Source organism: Flavobacterium psychroterrae (assembly GCF_018380615.1).
Taxonomy (GTDB): domain Bacteria; phylum Bacteroidota; class Bacteroidia; order Flavobacteriales; family Flavobacteriaceae; genus Flavobacterium; species Flavobacterium psychroterrae.
Window position 1 is genome coordinate 23,563 of the sequence record NZ_JAGYVZ010000028.1, and the last position, 18,634, is coordinate 42,196.

The 18,634-nt window shown below is 34.5% G+C and carries 11 protein-coding genes; 8 read left to right on the forward strand and 3 right to left on the reverse strand.

The features are described from left to right. Positions 1-345 precede the first annotated feature (345 nt). Positions 346-951, forward strand: a complete 606-nt coding sequence (locus KHA90_RS21440; RefSeq protein WP_244860503.1) for a hypothetical protein — start codon at positions 346-348, stop codon at positions 949-951. Here the strand turns inward: KHA90_RS21440 and KHA90_RS21445 are convergent. Continuing rightward, positions 946-1,680 carry a porin family protein gene (locus tag KHA90_RS21445; protein ID WP_317197411.1) on the reverse strand — a complete coding sequence of 245 codons (735 nt, stop codon included), beginning with the start codon at positions 1,678-1,680 and terminating at the stop codon, positions 946-948. The genes KHA90_RS21440 and KHA90_RS21445 overlap by 6 nt on opposite strands. A 190-nt stretch (positions 1,681-1,870) precedes the next feature. On the opposite strand from KHA90_RS21445, the gene KHA90_RS21450 reads away from it, so the two are divergent. The 4 genes from KHA90_RS21450 (at position 1,871) to KHA90_RS21465 (ending at position 8,213) form a co-directional block, all read left to right on the forward strand. Then, positions 1,871-2,224 (forward strand): hypothetical protein, encoded by a 354-nt coding sequence (locus tag KHA90_RS21450; protein ID WP_213306372.1) that lies wholly within the window; start codon positions 1,871-1,873, stop codon positions 2,222-2,224. A gap of 158 nt (positions 2,225-2,382) precedes the next feature. Beyond that, complete coding sequence (locus KHA90_RS21455) at positions 2,383-4,590, forward strand: TonB-dependent receptor (RefSeq protein WP_213306375.1); 2,208 nt, start codon at positions 2,383-2,385, stop codon at positions 4,588-4,590. Between the two features lie 137 nt (positions 4,591-4,727). Continuing rightward, positions 4,728-6,836, forward strand: coding sequence for a prolyl oligopeptidase family serine peptidase (locus KHA90_RS21460; protein WP_213306379.1), 2,109 nt, complete (start codon positions 4,728-4,730; stop codon positions 6,834-6,836). Between the two features lie 381 nt (positions 6,837-7,217). Continuing rightward, on the forward strand, positions 7,218-8,213 hold the full coding sequence (locus KHA90_RS21465) for a Gfo/Idh/MocA family protein (RefSeq protein ID WP_213306382.1): 996 nt from the start codon (positions 7,218-7,220) through the stop codon (positions 8,211-8,213). A gap of 161 nt (positions 8,214-8,374) precedes the next feature. On the opposite strand, the gene KHA90_RS21470 is transcribed toward KHA90_RS21465, so the two are convergent. Together KHA90_RS21470 and dnaE are read right to left on the reverse strand one after the other, a co-directional pair. After that, complete coding sequence (locus tag KHA90_RS21470; protein ID WP_213306385.1) at positions 8,375-9,328, reverse strand: outer membrane beta-barrel protein; 954 nt, start codon at positions 9,326-9,328, stop codon at positions 8,375-8,377. 179 nt (positions 9,329-9,507) lie between these two features. Next, the gene (gene dnaE / locus KHA90_RS21475) at positions 9,508-14,052 is read right to left on the reverse strand and encodes a DNA polymerase III subunit alpha (protein WP_213306388.1); all 4,545 of its coding nucleotides are present in this window, start codon (positions 14,050-14,052) and stop codon (positions 9,508-9,510) included. A 669-nt stretch (positions 14,053-14,721) separates the two neighbouring features. On the opposite strand from dnaE, the gene leuC reads away from it, so the two are divergent. From leuC to KHA90_RS21490, 3 genes are all read left to right on the forward strand, one after another. Beyond that, positions 14,722-16,116, forward strand: coding sequence for a 3-isopropylmalate dehydratase large subunit (gene leuC, locus KHA90_RS21480; RefSeq protein ID WP_213306391.1), 1,395 nt, complete (start codon positions 14,722-14,724; stop codon positions 16,114-16,116). A 122-nt stretch (positions 16,117-16,238) separates the two neighbouring features. Beyond that, positions 16,239-16,835 carry a 3-isopropylmalate dehydratase small subunit gene (gene leuD / locus KHA90_RS21485; RefSeq protein ID WP_213306394.1) on the forward strand — a complete coding sequence of 199 codons (597 nt, stop codon included), beginning with the start codon at positions 16,239-16,241 and terminating at the stop codon, positions 16,833-16,835. A gap of 250 nt (positions 16,836-17,085) precedes the next feature. Continuing rightward, the gene (locus KHA90_RS21490; RefSeq protein WP_213306397.1) at positions 17,086-18,609 is read left to right on the forward strand and encodes an alpha-isopropylmalate synthase regulatory domain-containing protein; all 1,524 of its coding nucleotides are present in this window, start codon (positions 17,086-17,088) and stop codon (positions 18,607-18,609) included. Positions 18,610-18,634 lie beyond the last annotated feature (25 nt).

An 18,634-nucleotide genomic window follows, 5' to 3' on the forward strand; every position in this document is an offset into this window, starting at 1 on the left:
AATAATTATTGCTTTTGCCACAGATTACACGGATTAAAATGATTTTTTATCTTTATGTTTTTTTTGCCACGAACTGCACAAATTCCTACTAATTATTTGCGATATTTTTTTCTACAGATTAAAAAGATTCTAGCAGATTAAAAAAAAATGCACTGAATTTTATTGATTTTCACTAATTAAATCCGTAGAATTTTTAGAGAAGAAATACACCGTGATTAGAAATTATTTTAATCCTTTAATCTGTGGCAAAAATGTTCTCTCATCAAAATTTGTGCTAATTTGTGTAATTCGTAGCAAAAAAACATTATTTGTTTATATTTGTTAAACGCCACTAAACACACAGTTTTGAAAAAAATCCTCCCTCTATTCTCTTATATATTACATCCGATTTTTATCTCGATGTATGCCGCATTATTTTATCTTTTTTGCAAAAATGTAGTTTTTACGAATGAGGAAAAATATTATGTTTTATTTCAAATCCTGATTATTACGATTCTGGTACCGGTATTGTTTTTCTTGCTGCTTCGTTCAACGGGACATGTAAAATCTGTAATGATTCATGAAACTAATCAACGCAAAATTCCGCTTATTTTACAGTGTTTTTTATATATTTTGTTGGTAAAAAGAAGCATTGTTATCACTCGTTATCCGGAGTTGCATTTCTTTTTTCTGGGTGCTTTGTTTAGTACAATATTGGCCTTAGTTTGCTCCTTGTTTAAAATAAAAGCGAGTTTGCATATGATGGCAATTAGCGGTTTTACGATTTTTGCAATTGGATTAAATATCCATCTTCAAATGCAAAATCCATATTGGTCCGCTTTTTTAATTTTAATGACTGGCGTTGTAGCGTCTTCACGATTAGAGATGGAAGCGCATTCACCAAACGAATTGGTAATTGGGACATTTATCGGAATATTTCCGCAACTGCTATTTTTGTATTTGTGGCTATAAAATATAGAAAATCACACCAATATTCATTGCATTAACGCCAATACTTTCGCCTGAAACGGTTTTAACCGATTTATCGAATAAACCATTTAAACCATAATAACAGTAAACATTCCAGGTATTATAACCTGCCGAAATATATACTCCGTATTGAAACTGGTTGATATCCTTATTATTGGAGATTTTATAAGTTGATTCTCCGTCTTTCAAAATTGATTTGTCTGAGAAAATATAACTCAGTTTTACACCACTGTAAATCCTCCAGAACTTATAACTTTCAAACGTTGAGTTCCTCCATCTAAATTCGACAGGAACATCAACAGAATATTGTTTGTATCTGTTTGAAACAAATTCACTGTAATTATTCACTCCATAAATTTGCTCTCCGTCCTGACTTTTTGAAATGGTCAAATTTTGATAAAAATTTTGGTAACTCAGTCCTAAACCTGCTGCTATTGCAATAGTCCTGGATTTATTGATGGGCATATCACGCAAAAAACCGGCAGAAAGTCCGGCAGAAAACTTATCTTGTTTTAAACCCGTTGGTCCCTGAACTAAAAGATTATAAGTAACCGAAAAATAAAACTGATCCTCACGATATAAGGAGTCAATTTTTACAATAGGCACTATCTCCGGCTTAGCTTCTTGTGCGAAAGAATTGAAAAACGATACTAAAAACAAACAACTAAAAAGTAATCGCATATCGTATTTTGGTTTTAAAGAGTTTTTCAAGTAAACGTTTTTTAGGGTAGATTTATTTTACTTACAAATATAATATAATGCTAGTTCAGGATGCAATTAGATCGTAATTATTCTGATTTTGATGACGAATAAAATCATTCATTGCACTTTTTTCAGGAAATAAGTAACAGAATTGAAAAAATGAATCTATTTTACTTTGATCTTTTATACCTTTGTCAGGATGAAAAGAAAACAGCTCATACTAAGTGTTTCTTTGGCTTTAACATTATTGTTCTCAATACTGTTTCAGTCCATACACAGTTATGAGCATATTGTAAAGCAACTTTCAGAAAAACAATGTCATCACAATTATAACGATCCAAGTGGTGAAATAACGCATCAACATCATGATTATGAGTTGTGTTATGTTTGTCATTTTGTGTTTGGAAGTTATATTGTACCTCAAGAATTTGCTTTTCAATTTCACAATTATACAATCGAAATTCCTTATTTTTTCTCTCTTTCAGAAAAAATATTTTCTCTTTCAGAAAGACCGTATTTATTACGAGGTCCGCCCGCAGCTATAGTTTCATAATTTCGAATATATTCGAAAAAACAAAATCTCTTTTTAAATCCAATTCAAAAAAATAACAATTTCCCCATCTTGAAACCTTCAGGATAGGCAAATTTTATTATTGTTTTAGTTTTTAGATTTATGGGACAAAATCAATTTAACTATAGCATCTTTTTCAAATGAAAAAATTAATAATTGCCTTAATTTTAGGCTTTTCGAGCATTCTTTCTGCTCAAAATACCGTTTCAGGAACGGTAACAAATCTTGAAAACCAACCATTGGCAAACGTATCTGTTTATGCAGCAGAATTGCATAAAGGAACAACAACTGATGAAAACGGAAAATATGAATTCAAGAATCTCCCTAACGGAAGTTTCCGACTTACTTTTACTATTGTTGGATTTACAACTCAAAGTAAATCAATTTCTAAACTATTAAAAGAAAACACTTTAGACATCACTTTAACTGAGTCTATTTTTGAAATGGATGAAGTTGTAGTTTCCACTCCTTTCAACAAATTGCAATCGCAAAATGTAATGAAGGTGGAGCATGAAAGCATTAAAACTTTACAGCAAAAAGGAACTTCGACTTTAATTGAAGGTTTGGCAACGATTCCCGGAGTTTCTCAGATTTCTACCGGAACTTCAATTGGGAAACCTGTAATTCGTGGATTGAGCGGAAATCGTGTTTTGGTTTACTCTCAAGGCGTTCGTATTGAAAACCAACAGTTTGGAGACGAGCATGGTTTAGGTTTAAATGATGCCGGAATCGAAAGTGTTGAAGTAATTAAAGGACCTGCTTCTTTATTATATGGTTCTGATGCTCTTGGTGGTGTTTTATATTTTAATCCTGAAAAATTTGCTGATGCGAACACTTTTAAGGCGAATTTCAGTCAAAAATATTTCACGAATACACAAGGAAGTAATTCTTCTATTGGCTTAAAAACGTCTACTGATAATTGGAAATTTTTGGCACGCGGAAGTTTCAACACGCATTCTGATTATAAAATTGCCGATGGCGATCGTGTAACTAATACTCGTTACAACGAAACTGATTTTAAAACTGGAATTGGATACAGCAACTCTAGTTTTTCAAGTGTTTTAAGATATAACTATAATAAACTTGATCTTGGAATGCCGGAAGATGGAATTGCAGAACAATCGTCAAGCAAAAATACATTATTTCCAAGACAGGGAATTTTCAATCATTTATTGAGTTTAAACAATGTTATCTTTTTTCAGAATTCGAAATTAGATGTTGATTTGGGATATATTGCCAACGATAGAAGTGAATTTGAAGACAGCAACGAAGCATCGCTTCACATGAAACTGAACACTTTTAATTATAATGCTAAATATCATTTTCCTAAATTAGGTAAAATTGAAACGATTTTGGGCGTACAGGGAATGCATCAAACGAACAAAAATTCCGGAGAAGAATATTTAATTCCGGATGCTACAACTAATGATTTTGGTGTTTTTGGAACAGCAAATTACGAATGGAATAATAGTGTTGTACAAGCGGGATTGCGTTTTGATAATAGAAATGTCACTTCACAAGCACACGGAACTGAAGGTGAAGAGGGCTATTTTCTGCCTCTTGACAAATCATTTGATAGTTTTAATGCTTCATTAGGATATAAAACGAAACTTGCAGAACCTTTAACGCTTCGATTGAATGTGGCAACTGGTTTTAGAGCTCCAAACTTAGCTGAATTAACTTCAAACGGGGTTCATGAAGGAACGAATCGCTACGAAATTGGAAATGCTGATTTGAAAACGGAACAAAACGTTCAGACTGATTTGAATTTAGAATATAAAAACACGCATTTTGAGTTTTTCATTAACGGATTTTACAATCATATCAACAATTATATTTACACTTCGCCAACTGGAGAAACTCGTGATGACAATGATGTTTTTGCTTATACTCAGGATAATGCAAAATTATATGGTGGTGAAGTTGGTTTTCACTTTCACCCGCATCCGCTTGATTGGCTGCATTTTGAAACCAGTTTTGAAACTGTAACGGGTAAAAAAGACAACAACGATTATTTGCCATTAATTCCTGCAAACAACTGGAACAATACTTTAAGAACTGAATTTAAAATCAAAAACTGGTTTGAAGAGGGATATGCGTCTTTAAACGTTTCATCAACTTTAAACCAAAATAATGTTAGCGGTTTTGAAACGGCTTCTAATGGTTATACTTTGGTAAACTTAGGTTTTGGAGGAACGGTAAAATTAGGCAAACATGCATTTGATGTAAACCTGAACGGAAACAATTTATTCGATAAAAAATATATTGCTCACCTTTCAAGATTAAAAACAGATGGTATTCCTAATATTGGAAGAAACATCGTTCTGGGAATTAATTTCAACTTATAATATTTTTTACACCATATAAGTTATATAAGCAAATTTAAGACATACCTAAACTAAAATGAACTTATATACTTATATGGTTTAAATTATTTTTCACAACATAATTTGTTATTTTTGTTACAACCGTTTAAACTTAAACAATGAAAAAAACATTTTTATTAATGGCAATCACAACTGCAGGAATTTCATTTGGACAAAATAAGATTCAATATCCACAAACCAAAAAAGGCGAAACAGTTGACGTCTATTTTGATACAAAAGTAAGTGATCCATATCGCTGGCTTGAAGACGACAAATCAGCTGAAACAGGAGCTTGGGTTAAGGCTCAAAACGAAGTTACTTATGGTTATTTAGATAAAATTCCTTTTCGTGATGAACTTAAAAAACGCATGGAAAAATTATGGAACTATGAAAAAATCAGCGCTCCTTCTGTAGAAGGAAAATTTACTTATTATTCTAAAAACAATGGACTTCAGAATCAATCGGTTATTTATAGAAAAGGAGCTGATGGTAAGGAAGAAGTTTTTTTAGATCCTAATACTTTCTCTAAAGACGGAACAACTTCTCTTGGAGGTTTGGATTTTTCTAAAGACGGAAACAAAGCTGCATATGCGATTTCTGAAGGCGGAAGCGACTGGAGAAAAGTAATCATTATTGATGCTTTGTCTAAAAAAGTCGTAGAAGATACATTGATTGACGTAAAGTTTAGTGGGATTGCATGGCACGGAAATGAAGGGTTTTACTATTCAAGCTATGAAAAACCAAAAGGAAGTGAACTTTCAGCTAAAACAGATGAACACAAACTGTATTTTCATAAACTTGGAACTTCTCAAAAAGAAGATAAAGTAATTTTTGGAGCAGATAAAAAACGCAGATATATTGGCGGTTATGTTACTGAAGATGATAAATATCTGGTAATTTCAGCAGCTAATTCTACTTACGGAAATGAATTATACATTAAAGATTTAACAAAACCCAATAGTCCTATTGTTACAATTGTAGACAATTTTAACAGCGACAATCAGGTGATTGAAAATGAAGGAGGAAAATTGTTTATCGAAACCGATTTAAACGCACCAAATAAACGTGTGGTTACAGTTGACGTAAGTAATCCAAAACCTGAAAACTGGAAAGACTTTATCAAGGAAACTAAAGATATTTTATCCCCTTCAACCGGTGGTGGATTCTTTTTTGCTAATTATACAAAAGATGCAGTTTCGTTTGTACAACAATACGATTACAGCGGAAAATTAATTCGTGAAATCAAACTTCCTGCAGTAGGAACTGCAACTGGATTTGGAGGAAAAAAACACGAAAAAACATTGTATTACAGCTTTACCAATTATACAACTCCGGGATCTATTTATTCATTGGAACCAAAATCAGGTAAATCTGAAGTGTATCAAAAACCTGTTGTTGATTTTAAAAGTGACGATTACGAATCAAAACAGGTATTCTATACTTCAAAAGACGGAACAAAAATCCCGATGATTATCACGTATAAAAAAGGAACAAAATTAGACGGTAAAAATCCAACAATACTTTATGGTTACGGCGGATTCAATATTAGTTTAACACCAAGTTTTAGTATTGCTAATGCTGTCTGGTTAGAAAATGGAGGAGTTTATGCTGTGGCCAATTTAAGAGGTGGTGGTGAATATGGTAAAAAATGGCATGATGCGGGAACGAAATTGCAAAAACAAAATGTATTTGATGATTTTATTGCCGCTGGTGAATATCTAATCGCTCAAAAATATACTTCATCTGATTTCTTAGCGATTCGCGGAGGTTCTAACGGAGGTTTATTAGTTGGTGCAACTATGACGCAACGTCCGGATTTAATGAAAGTAGCGTTACCAGCTGTTGGTGTAATGGATATGTTACGTTACCACACTTTTACTGCTGGTGCAGGTTGGGCTTTTGACTACGGAACTGCTCAGGATAATAAGGAAATGTTTGAATACCTGAAAGGATATTCTCCAGTACAAAACGTAAAAAAGGGTGTTAAATATCCTGCAACTATGGTTACAACGGGAGATCATGATGATCGTGTTGTTCCTGCTCATAGTTTTAAATTTGCTGCTGAACTACAAGAAAAACAAACGGGAGACAATCCGGTTTTAATTCGTATTGATGTAAAAGCGGGTCACGGAGCAGGAAAATCTGTTGCTGCAATGATTCAGGAAAGTGTAGACATTCAAGCGTTCACGCTTTACAATATGGGATTTAAAGCTTTGCCTAAAAAGTAAAATTTTAGTCTTTTAATTTATTAGCCACAAATTCACGAATTATTTTTGTGAGTTCGTGGCTTTTTTTTGCAATAGTTTTTTTGCCACAGATTAAAATAATTTTCTAAACTGTGTGTTTTTTTTCGCCACAAATTACACTAATTTTCACAAATTATTTTTTTTAAAAATCTACCTAATTATTTCACGCAGTTTTAACCGATTTATTTAATTTATAAAAAAAATCTGCGTTCATCTGCTTAAATCTTTTTAAATCTGCGTGAAAAGATAATTCATGAATTCGTGGCTGTTTTTAAAACAAGTTTAAAAGAAAATAATTTGTGAAAATTAGTGCAATTCGTGGCAAACCTTTTTTAAATTTGAAATAACTAAAAAACCAGAAAAATGAAAATTGTTAAATGGGGAATTATAGGTTGTGGGAATGTAACAGAAGTAAAAAGTGGTCCGGGTTTTCAGAAAACGCCTAACTCAGCATTGGTTGCGGTAATGCGCAGAGACGCTGCTCTTGCCGAAGATTATGCTAAACGTCATAATGTGCCGAAATGGTACTCAAACGCCATTGACTTAATTAACGATCCGGAAGTTGATGCTGTTTATATTGCCACTCCACCATCCTCTCATAAAGAATATACTATTTTATGTGCAAAAGCCGGAAAACCGGTGTATGTAGAGAAACCTATGGCTTTAAATTTTGAAGAATGTAACGAAATGATCAGCGTGTGCAAAGAAAACAATGTTCCATTATTCGTTGCCTATTACAGAAGAAGTTTACCAAGATTCTTAAAAATAAAAGAAATTATAGATCAAAATAAATTAGGCAAAATAAGACATGTAAATTGTGTTTTATATCATCCGTTTGAAGAACGTTATGATGACGATATTAATTTGCCGTGGACGGTTTTACCTCATATTTCCGGTGGCGGAATCTTTGTTGATCTGGCTTGTCATACTTTAGATTTTCTTGATTTTGTTTTTGGTCCGATTAAATCAGTTCGCGGTCATGCGAGTTCTCAACTTCTTGCTTACCCTGCTGAAGATTCCGTTTCAATGTCGTTTTTATTTGAAAACGGAATTCATGGAACCGGTTTATGGAACTTTGCCAGTTTTGAGCGTTATGACAATACCGATATTGTAGGCGACAAGGGAAAAATTTCTTTCTCTACTTTCGGAAATGATCCAATTGAAATTCAATATGCAAATGGAGAAAAAGAAACTATTACAATCGAAAATCCACTACATATTCAGCAGCCTTTTATAGCAACTGTGGTTGAAGAGCTTTTAGGCAAAGAAGGTTTTTCGCCATCAAAAGGAACCTCAGCCGCAAGAACAACCTGGGTTATTGATGAAGTTTTAAAAGAGTTTAGGGATTTAAAAAAATAATAATTCAACACATTTTGTCTTTTCAATAAAGAAATCACATTAATAGATCCAGCTTAATATGGCTCTGTGATTTCTCATTCTTCGAAATGACAAAATTGAACACAAAAAAAGAGGATATTCAAAATGAATATCCTCTTTTTATAAAGTGTAATTTCTTAAAATTATAGGCTGTATTTAAGACCTAAAGTCAAACCTAAACCTGAAATCCCAACGTAAGAACTTAACTCGTCCATTTTATCATTAGGTCTTGTTGTATCTTTTGTATCTGATGTTGCTGTATTTGGATTAAATAAAGGATTGTTTGAATTAACATCTAAACGATCAACATAATTGGTATATCTCTGAGCAGTTGTTCTTGTCGCTAAAGCATCATTACCATTAACTGTAAATTCTGTAGTTTCTTTAGATTTTCCGTGTACAGTAAAATTACGATATTCCAATTCACCAAAAACCGAAATATTTTTTCCTAATTTATAAGATGTTCCTAAAGCAGCAAGAAACCCAACTGTTGGATTTGGTTTTACTTTATCAACACTGTGGACATCTCCAAAAGCTACCGGAGCACCCGTTGTTGGATTAAAAGCAATTGGAGCGTAAGCATCAGAAGTGATTTCTAAATCTCCATGAATAGGAACTAAAATACCTACTTTAGTATATGGTTCAAAACCTTTATGCTCTCCTAAAAACAATACTAAAGCCGGAGCAAGATCAAAAGCAGTAATTTGACCAACTGATTTGAAACTATACACACCAGCTGGAGTGATAGGCACATCTGACTTAGTTTGTGCCATTGTCTTATCCTTGCTACTATAATAATTAACACCTAATTCAACTCCTAAACGAGTATTAAATCTATACCCAGCTGTTATTCCAGTTCTAAAACCTTCTCCAAAAGAACCTGTAACACTTTCTTCAGAAACTAATTTCCCTCCTACATAAGTTTTGTCTAAAGGAAGATTTCCCCCTACAGTTGGAAATTCAGTAGCAGCAGTTTGAATAAAATAAGATCCACCCAATTTAAAATACCATGACTCTGGTTTATCTGCTTTTTCTGTTTGCGCCATTGTGGCCATAGAGCAAACTAATAATCCTAGTAAAAATAGGTTCTTTTTCATAATTCTGTTTTTTAATTATTTTTTACAAACTTAGATTATTTTAACATATCCTTATAGTTTGCAATATTAGACTTGTAACGAAATCGTTGTAATTTTACACAATATTACTAAAAAAGTATTATGCATGCATATTTTTAACTTAAAAAAAATGCATTCTTTTAAATTTTAACTGTTAAATTTTAATTTAGCTTAAAATTTATCTGCATTTTCTCTAATTCCATCAATAACTCGGTTGAAATTTTAATTTTTAACCTGCGACTTGGCATCGCTAATTTCGTTACCACCTTAATTTCCTCCACTTCATTGACTTCCTGAATTTTAGTTTCTTCGACTGGAGCATCTTCATTTTCACTTTCATTTTCGTCTACAAAAACAGCGTCATCAGCTTCCTCAAAATCAGTAGCGGTTTCAACCTGAACGAGACGTTTTGTTTTTTCTAACTCCATAATTTCAAAAGTCACGGTGTTATCTCCTTTATTTGCATTAAACAATTGGCTCAGGTTATGAATAAACTCTGTCTGTAAATCTTCTATATTTAATAGTAAAACCAGTTTTTTAGCAAAAGCTTCCAGAATATCCTGCAATTGTCTTATTTCAACAAATTGCATTCTTGGATCTGACTTTTTACCTGTATCGTGATTTACCCAACCATCTTTTACAACTATCTTCAGGAACGCAAAATTATTTTGAATCAGAAAATGACGGAACTTTAAATATTCCTCACCAAAAATCTTAAACTCAAAGCTCTCATCATATCCTTCTAAATTAAATACCGCCCAACCTTTTCCGTTTTTGGCAACACGATGTTGTACATTATTAATAATTCCGGCAAAATTTAAATTTTTACCCACATATTCATTCATGCTTTTCAGGGCTTCTAATCGGGCATTACAGAAATATTTCATTTCAAATCTAAAATCGTCCAAAGGATGTCCTGAAATATAAATTCCAACTACTTCCTTCTCTTTAGCTAGTTTTTCCATCGTGCTCCAATCTTCGCACGGAGGCACAACCGGTTCATCAATCTGGACTTCACTTGATTCTCCAAACAAACTTACCTGTGATGAATTTTCGTTTTCCTGAAACTTCGATCCGTAACGAATTGCTTTTTCATAAAACGTAATTCCGTCGCCATCATCATGAAAATATTGTGCCCTTGTAGTTCCTTCAAAGGAATCAAAACCACCGGCAAGAGCCAGGTTTTCGATTGCTTTTTTATTGGCTGCACGCAAATCAATACGTTTAGCCAAATCAAAAATCGATTTGTATTTTCCGTCTTTTCTGCTTTCTACAATGGTTGCCACAGCTCCGGAACCCACTCCTTTAATAGCGCCCATCCCAAAACGTACTGCATATTCATCATTTACAGTAAATTTATAAAACGACTCGTTTACATCTGGTCCTAAAACCTGCAATCCCATTCGTTTGCATTCTTCCATAAAAAATGATACTTGTTTAATATCATTCATATTATTAGAAAGTACCGCTGCCATATATTCTGCAGGATAATGTGCTTTTAAGTAAGCGGTTTGATACGCAATCCAGGCATAACAAGTCGAGTGTGATTTGTTAAAGGCGTAACTCGCAAATGCTTCCCAGTCTTTCCAGATTTTCTCCAGAACTTTTGCATCATGACCTTTTTTTGCAGCTTGTTCAACAAATTTAGGCTTCATTTTATCCAGAACGTCCTTTTGTTTCTTACCCATCGCTTTACGCAAAACGTCGGCCTCACCTTTTGTAAAGTCAGCCAGCGATTGTGACAAAAGCATTACCTGTTCCTGATAAACCGTAATTCCGTAGGTTTCTCCTAAATATTCCTCACAGGCATCTAAATCGTATTTGATTTCCTCTTCGCCATTTTTTCTTCGAACGAAAGAAGGAATATATTCCAAAGGTCCCGGACGATACAAGGCGTTCATGGCAATTAAATCTCCAAAAACCGTTGGTTTCAGATCCTTCATGTATTTCTGCATTCCGGGTGACTCGTATTGGAAGATTCCAACTGTTTCTCCTCTTTGAAAGAGTGCATATGTTTCAACATCATCAATCGGGAAAGTATCCGGATCTAAATCAATTCCGTTTCTGTATTTTACAAGTTTAACGGTATCTTTTATCAAAGTAAGGGTCTTCAGACCCAAGAAGTCCATCTTCAGCAATCCTGCACTTTCTGCAACCGAGTTATCAAACTGCGTTACATATAAATCAGAATCTTTGGCTGTGGTTACGGGAACGAAATTCGTAATATCAGATGGCGTAATGATTACCCCACAGGCGTGAATTCCGGTATTTCGCATTGATCCTTCAAGGATTTTTGCCTGTTGAATGGTTTCTCCAGCCAAATCATCTTCATTGGCAATGGCGATCAATTCTTTTACATTATCAAATTCATCAGAACGAAGGGCTTTTTTAACCTCGTCTTCGTTTTCAGAAATAAAACGCGCCAAATTCCATTTTGATGGCATCATTGCCGGAATCAGTTTTGCAATTCTATCGGCTTCAAACAATGGTAAATCCAATACACGCGCCGTATCACGAATCGCTGATTTAGTTGCCATTTTACCGTAAGTGATAATTTGCGCAACCTGATTTTTTCCGTATTTGTTGATTACATAATCCATTACACGACCACGACCCTCATCATCAAAGTCGATATCAATATCGGGCATGGATACACGATCCGGATTCAGGAAACGCTCAAAAAGCAAATCGTACTTAATAGGGTCAATATTGGTAATTCCTAAACAATATGCAACGGCAGAACCCGCCGCAGATCCACGACCGGGACCAACAGAAACATCCATATTTCTGGCTTCGGCGATGAAATCCTGAACAATCAAAAAGTAACCCGGATATCCGGAATTCGAAATCGTTAATAACTCAAAATCTAAACGTTCCTGAATCGATTCTGTAATTACTCCATATCGCTTTTCTGCGCCCACCATTGTAAGGTGACGCAAATATTTATTCTCACCTCGAACGCCGCCATCAGCTTCGTCTTCAACCACTACAAACTCCTGCGGAATATCAAATTTAGGAAGTAATACATCTCGGTAAAGCGAGTAAATCTCGACCTTATCGACAATTTCCTGAATGTTGATAATCGCCTCAGGCAAATCAGCAAAGAGTTTTTTCATCTCTTCTGATGACTTATAATAGTATTCCTGATTGGGTAATCCGTAACGATATCCTCGACCACGACCAATTGGCGTAGCTTGTTTTTCACCATCTTTTACACACAATAAAATATCGTGAGCATTGGCATCTTCTTTATTTAAATAATAGGTGTTGTTTGTCGCAATTAATTTGACGTTGTGTTTTTGCGAAAATTCAATTAGGGTTTTATTAACACGATTTTCGTCTTCCTGATTGTGGCGCATAACCTCTAAATAAAAGTCATCACCAAATTGTTGTTTCCACCAAATCAAAGCTTCTTCTGCCTGGTTTTCACCAACGTTCAGGATTTTACTCTGGATTTCTCCGTATAAATTCCCGGACAAAACCATGATGTCTTCTTTATATTGTTCGACAATTTTTCGATCAATTCTCGGAACATAATAAAATCCTTCTGTAAAGGCAATCGACGACATTTTTGCCAGATTGTGATATCCTTTTTTATTCTTGGCCAATAAAACAACCTGATTTCCGTTGTCTTTTTTAGTTTTATCAAGGTGATTGTCGCAAACATTAAATTCGCAACCCACAATAGGTTTCATTTCGGTTTCTGTTGGCTCTTCGCCCGCTTCAACCAAAGCTTTGTTTTTTGCAGATGCCGCTTTATTGTGATTCATAACGGCGCTCACAAAGTGAAAAGCCCCCATCATATTTCCTGTATCCGTCATGGCAACGGCCGGCATTCCGTTTTTGGCTGTAGCCGCAACAATATTTGCAATTCCTATGGTTGATTGTAAAACTGAGAACTGTGTATGATTGTGTAAATGCGCGTATTTTGCAGATTTAAAATCTTCTCTGTCAGAATGCGAAACTGTTGTTTCTTTACCAACAGATTCTAACGCTTTTAACTGCTCTCTGATTTTATCAGAAGCCGCCTTTAAGTTGATGTGTTTTAAACCAATTAACGGAAATTCCTGTGGATTTCTATTTTGGAATTCCTTGAAGTAATCTTTTGGAACATCCAGTTCTTCTTTGGTAAAAACTTCTCTTCTTATTAATTCTAAGAAACAACGCGTAGTTGCCTCAACATCGGCAGTTGCGTTGTGCGCTTCTGCGAAAGGTTTATTAAAAAGATATTCGTGTAATTCGGTTAATGTTGGTAATTTGAATCTTCCTCCACGACCTCCCGGAAGTTTTAATAATGAAGCCGTAACCTCGGTACAAGTATCCAAAACCGGCATAGAACCCATTTGAGAATCAACTCCCATTCTATGGAATTCAGCTCCCATAATATTAACGTCGAAACCTAAATTCTGACCAACGATAAACTTGGTTTTGCTTAAAGCAATATTGAATTTTTCCAAAACTTCGGCCAACGTGATTCCATCGGCTTCAGCCAATTCAGTCGAAATTCCGTGAATACGTTCTGCATCATACGGAATATTAAATCCGTCAGGTTTAACCAAATAATCCTGATGTTCTATAAGCGTTCCCATTTCGTCATGCAATTGCCACGCGATCTGAATACAGCGAGGCCAGTTATCAGAATCGGTTATTGGAGCGTCCCAACGTTTTGGTAATCCGGTTGTTTCGGTATCGAATATTAAATACATAAGTTTTATGAAAAGACAATTTTATAAATTCCAAATTCCAATTCTCATCGTTGTAAATCCTTGATTATATGGATTATAAAAATTAACAAATAAAATATGGAGCAAGTCCAAATTTACGCTTTTTTTGGAGAAAGAAAATGGTAAAATTTCATAAAAATCATTCTTATCAACTAATCAATATTTATCTTAAAATTCATTAAATTTCATAAAAATCATCTACTTGGATGTCGTAGTATTTCAATTAAAAAAACGCATAAAATCTCCCTTTAAATCTTGTTCTAATATCTAAAAAAAGGGCTTTTTATCTATAATTTTAAAATCTGAAAAACAAATTCAAACATGACAATTATTACTATTATTGTTATTTTTGTTATATATTTTTTACTATAAACGCTTATTTTGTGATTATTTCGAAATAAATTTGCCAGCTATCAAAAATTAAAGCAACTAAATCAAAATTAACCTAAAAAGAAAAGTAAAATCAATTTATATTCATTCTACAATCAAATTCAATTACAAAAAAGCCATTCGCAATTTGTATTTTAGTTTGGGTATCGTATATAATGAAATATTGAAATTGACGACCTTATATCTTTTTCTAATTTTGTTTTTCTATTACAATGAGCAGGAAATTGCTGTGGTTAGAAATTACAATTAAAAAAAATAAAAATGAGTAAGACATTATTTGACAAAGTATGGGATTCACATGTAGTGCGTAAAATTGAAGATGGACCAGATGTGTTTTTTATTGACCGTCATTTCATTCATGAAGTTACGAGTCCTGTTGCTTTTCTAGGATTAAAAGCCAGAGACGTTAAGGTTTTATATCCTGAACGTACTTTTGCAACTGCAGATCACAATACACCAACTATAAACCAACATTTACCAGTTGAAGATGCTTTATCTGCCAATCAGCTTAAAGCGCTTGAAGATAATGCTGCCGAATACGGAATTTCGCACTGGGGATTAGGTCACATTAAAAATGGAATTGTACACGTAGTTGGTCCTGAAAACGGAATTACTTTGCCAGGTGCGACTATTGTTTGTGGAGATTCTCACACGTCTACTCACGGTGCCTTTGGAGCTATTGCTTTTGGTATTGGAACTTCTGAGGTTGAAATGGTACTTTCTACACAATGTATCATGCAGCCAAAACCAAAGAAAATGCGTATTAACGTAAACGGTGAATTGAGCAAAGGTGTGGGTCCAAAAGACGTTGCACTTTATATTATTGCTCAGTTAACTACTTCTGGAGGAACAGGTTATTTTGTTGAATACGCCGGAGATGTTTTTGAAAATATGTCTATGGAAGGTCGTATGACCGTTTGTAACCTAAGTATCGAAATGGGTGCTCGTGGTGGAATGATCGCGCCTGACCAAAAAACGTTTGATTTCCTTGAAGGTAGATTATACGCTCCAAAAGGCGAAGCTTGGGATAAAGCGGTTGCATATTGGAAAACTTTAAAAACGGATGATGATGCTGTTTTTGATGCTGAATTAAACATCAAAGCTGCTGACATTGAACCAATGATTACATATGGTACTAACCCGGGAATGGGAATTGGTATCTCAAAACATATTCCGAACGCCAATCAAGTTGAAGGTGGTGCGGAAACATATAAAAAATCTTTAGCCTATATGGGCTTTGAAGAAGACGATGTGATGATTGGAAAACCAATTGATTATGTTTTCTTAGGAAGTTGTACAAACGGGCGTATTGAAGATTTTAGAGCTTTTACAGAAATTGTAAAGGGAAGAAAAAAAGCAGATAATGTTACCGCTTGGTTAGTTCCGGGTTCTCACGTTGTTGAAGCTCAGATTAAAGAAGAAGGTTTATTGGATATTTTGACGGAAGCTGGTTTTGTATTACGTCAGCCGGGTTGTTCAGCTTGTTTAGCAATGAACGATGATAAAGTTCCAGCCGGAAAATATGCGGTAAGTACATCAAACCGAAACTTTGAAGGTCGTCAGGGTCCTGGTTCAAGAACTTTATTAGCAAGCCCAATTATGGCTGCCGCTGCTGCTGTAACAGGAAAACTAACAGACCCGAGGGAGCTGTTCTAGTCAATGACAATTGCAATAACAATTTCAAAAATTCAATAAAATTGCTTTTAGATTTAAACATCGATTCTCATTTTCAGAAAATCTAAAATCTAAAATCTAAAATCCAAAAATCTAAAATTAAAATGGCATACGATAAATTTAATACACTTACCAGTAGTGCTGTGCCACTACCAATTGAGAACGTAGATACAGATCAAATCATCCCTGCTCGTTTCCTGAAAGCTACAAAACGTGAGGGTTTTGGAGACAATCTTTTCAGAGACTGGAGATATAACGGAGATGATTCTCCAAAAGCTGATTTCGTTTTAAACGATTCAACTTATAGCGGAAAAATCCTTGTTGGAGGAAAAAACTTCGGTTCAGGATCTTCAAGAGAACATGCTGCGTGGGCAGTTTATGATTACGGTTTTAGAGCTGTAGTTTCAAGTTTCTTTGCAGATATCTTCAAAGGAAACTGTCTGAACATTGGCGTTTTACCAGTTCAGGTGAGTCCTGAATTTGCTGATATAATTTTCAAAGCAATCGAAGTAGATCCCAAAACAGAACTAGAAATCAACTTACCAAACCAAACGATTACTTTATTGGCAACTGGTCAACAAGAATCTTTTGCGATTAACGGATACAAAAAAAACAATATGGTTAATGGCTTTGATGACATTGATTATTTGCAAAATATTAAAGAAGATATTGTGGCTTTCGCCGATAAACTTCCTTACTAAAAAATCTTGTTCAATCTATTTAGACCCGACAGGTTTTTGAAACTTGTCGGGTTTTTCTAGATTAAATTAGAAAACATAGAACGCGGATAAAACGGATTTGCTACGCAAAAACGCGGATAAAAACAGATTGTATTTTTTAGCTAAGGTAAAATCCGCGATAATCCACGTCTTCGCATTGCGAATCAGTAAATCAGCGTCAAAATTAAATATGGATCAATAATACCCAGCCATTAGAAATTAGAATATCAATATGGAAAAAAGAAAAATTGAAATAATGGATACGACGCTTCGTGATGGTGAACAAACCTCCGGAGTATCTTTTTCTGCTGCAGAAAAACTGACCATTGCGCAATTATTGTTAGACGAATTAAATATTGATAGAATCGAAATTGCTTCTGCTCGTGTAAGCGAAGGAGAATTTCAAGCAGTAAAAGGCATTACATCCTGGGCAACCGAAAAAGGATATATTAATCGTATTGAAGTTCTATCGTTTGTAGATGGAGGAGTCTCAATTGATTGGATGATAAAAGCGGGCGCAAAAGTGCAGAATTTGTTGACAAAAGGCTCAATGAATCATTTAACGCATCAATTAAAGAAAACACCAGAACAACACTTTTCTGAAATTGCAAAAATTATCGCTTTAGCGAAAGAAAACAACATTGAAACCAATGTTTATCTGGAAGACTGGAGCAACGGAATGCGAAATTCTCCTGAATATGTTTTTCAGTTTTTGGATTTCTTAGCGACTCAGCCTATTAAAAGAATTTTACTTCCTGATACCTTAGGAATACTAATTCCATCTCTGACTTTTGAATTTCTTTCTAAAATTAGAGCAAAATACCCTCAGATTCATTTTGATTTTCACGCACATAACGATTACGATTTAAGTATTGCCAATGTTATGGAAGCTGTAAAAGCAGGTATAAACGGACTTCACGTTACCGTAAATGGTATGGGTGAACGTGCCGGGAATGCTCCGCTTGAAAGCACGGTTGCCGTAATAAATGATTATTTACCGGAGGTTAGCATCAATATCAAAGAAACATCTTTATATACCGTAAGTAAATTAGTGGAGACTTTTACCGGATATAGAATTCCAGCCAATAAACCAATTGTTGGCGATAACGTTTTCACACAAACTGCCGGAATCCACGCCGATGGTGACAATAAAAATAATTTGTATTTTAATGATTTACTTCCGGAACGCTTCGGGAGAAAACGAAAATATGCTTTAGGAAAAACTTCAGGCAAAGCCAATATCGAAAAAAACCTTCAGGAATTAGGCTTAAAACTAAATAATGAAGATTTGAAATTGGTTACCCAAAGAATCATCGAATTAGGCGACAAAAAAGAAACCGTTACTAAGGAAGATCTTCCATACATTATATCAGATGTTTTGGACAGTCATACTTATCAGGACAAAATTACAATCGAGTCCTATATATTAATTCACTCTAAAGGAACACGCCCATCAACAACATTAAGTTTAAACCTTGACGGAGAAATCATAGAAGAACATGCTCAGGGTGATGGACAATTTGACGCTTTCATGAATGCACTAACCAAAATCTACAAAAGCAAAAAATTGACTTTGCCAAAACTGATTGATTATGCCGTTCGAATCCCTCCGGGAAGTAGTTCAGATGCTTTATGCGAGACTATTATCACCTGGATCAATGACAGCGGAAAAGAATTTAAAACCAGAGGATTAGATTCAGATCAGACTGTTGCAGCGATTATTGCAACTCAAAAAATGTTGAATGTAATTCCTTAAAAATAGGGACAAAGGCTCAAAGGGA

Bases quoted from the DNA above. Each gene is read 5' to 3' on its own strand.
- KHA90_RS21450 (WP_213306372.1), top strand. From the start codon at position 1,871: ATGAAAAGAAAACAGCTCATACTAAGTGTTTCTTTGGCTTTAACATTA.
- KHA90_RS21455 (WP_213306375.1), top strand. From the start codon at position 2,383: ATGAAAAAATTAATAATTGCCTTAATTTTAGGCTTTTCGAGCATTCTT.
- KHA90_RS21460 (WP_213306379.1), top strand. From the start codon at position 4,728: ATGAAAAAAACATTTTTATTAATGGCAATCACAACTGCAGGAATTTCA.
- KHA90_RS21465 (WP_213306382.1), top strand. From the start codon at position 7,218: ATGAAAATTGTTAAATGGGGAATTATAGGTTGTGGGAATGTAACAGAA.
- KHA90_RS21470 (WP_213306385.1), bottom strand. From the start codon at position 9,328: ATGAAAAAGAACCTATTTTTACTAGGATTATTAGTTTGCTCTATGGCC.
- dnaE (WP_213306388.1), bottom strand. From the start codon at position 14,052: ATGTATTTAATATTCGATACCGAAACAACCGGATTACCAAAACGTTGG.
- leuC (WP_213306391.1), top strand. From the start codon at position 14,722: ATGAGTAAGACATTATTTGACAAAGTATGGGATTCACATGTAGTGCGT.
- leuD (WP_213306394.1), top strand. From the start codon at position 16,239: ATGGCATACGATAAATTTAATACACTTACCAGTAGTGCTGTGCCACTA.
- KHA90_RS21490 (WP_213306397.1), top strand. From the start codon at position 17,086: ATGGAAAAAAGAAAAATTGAAATAATGGATACGACGCTTCGTGATGGT.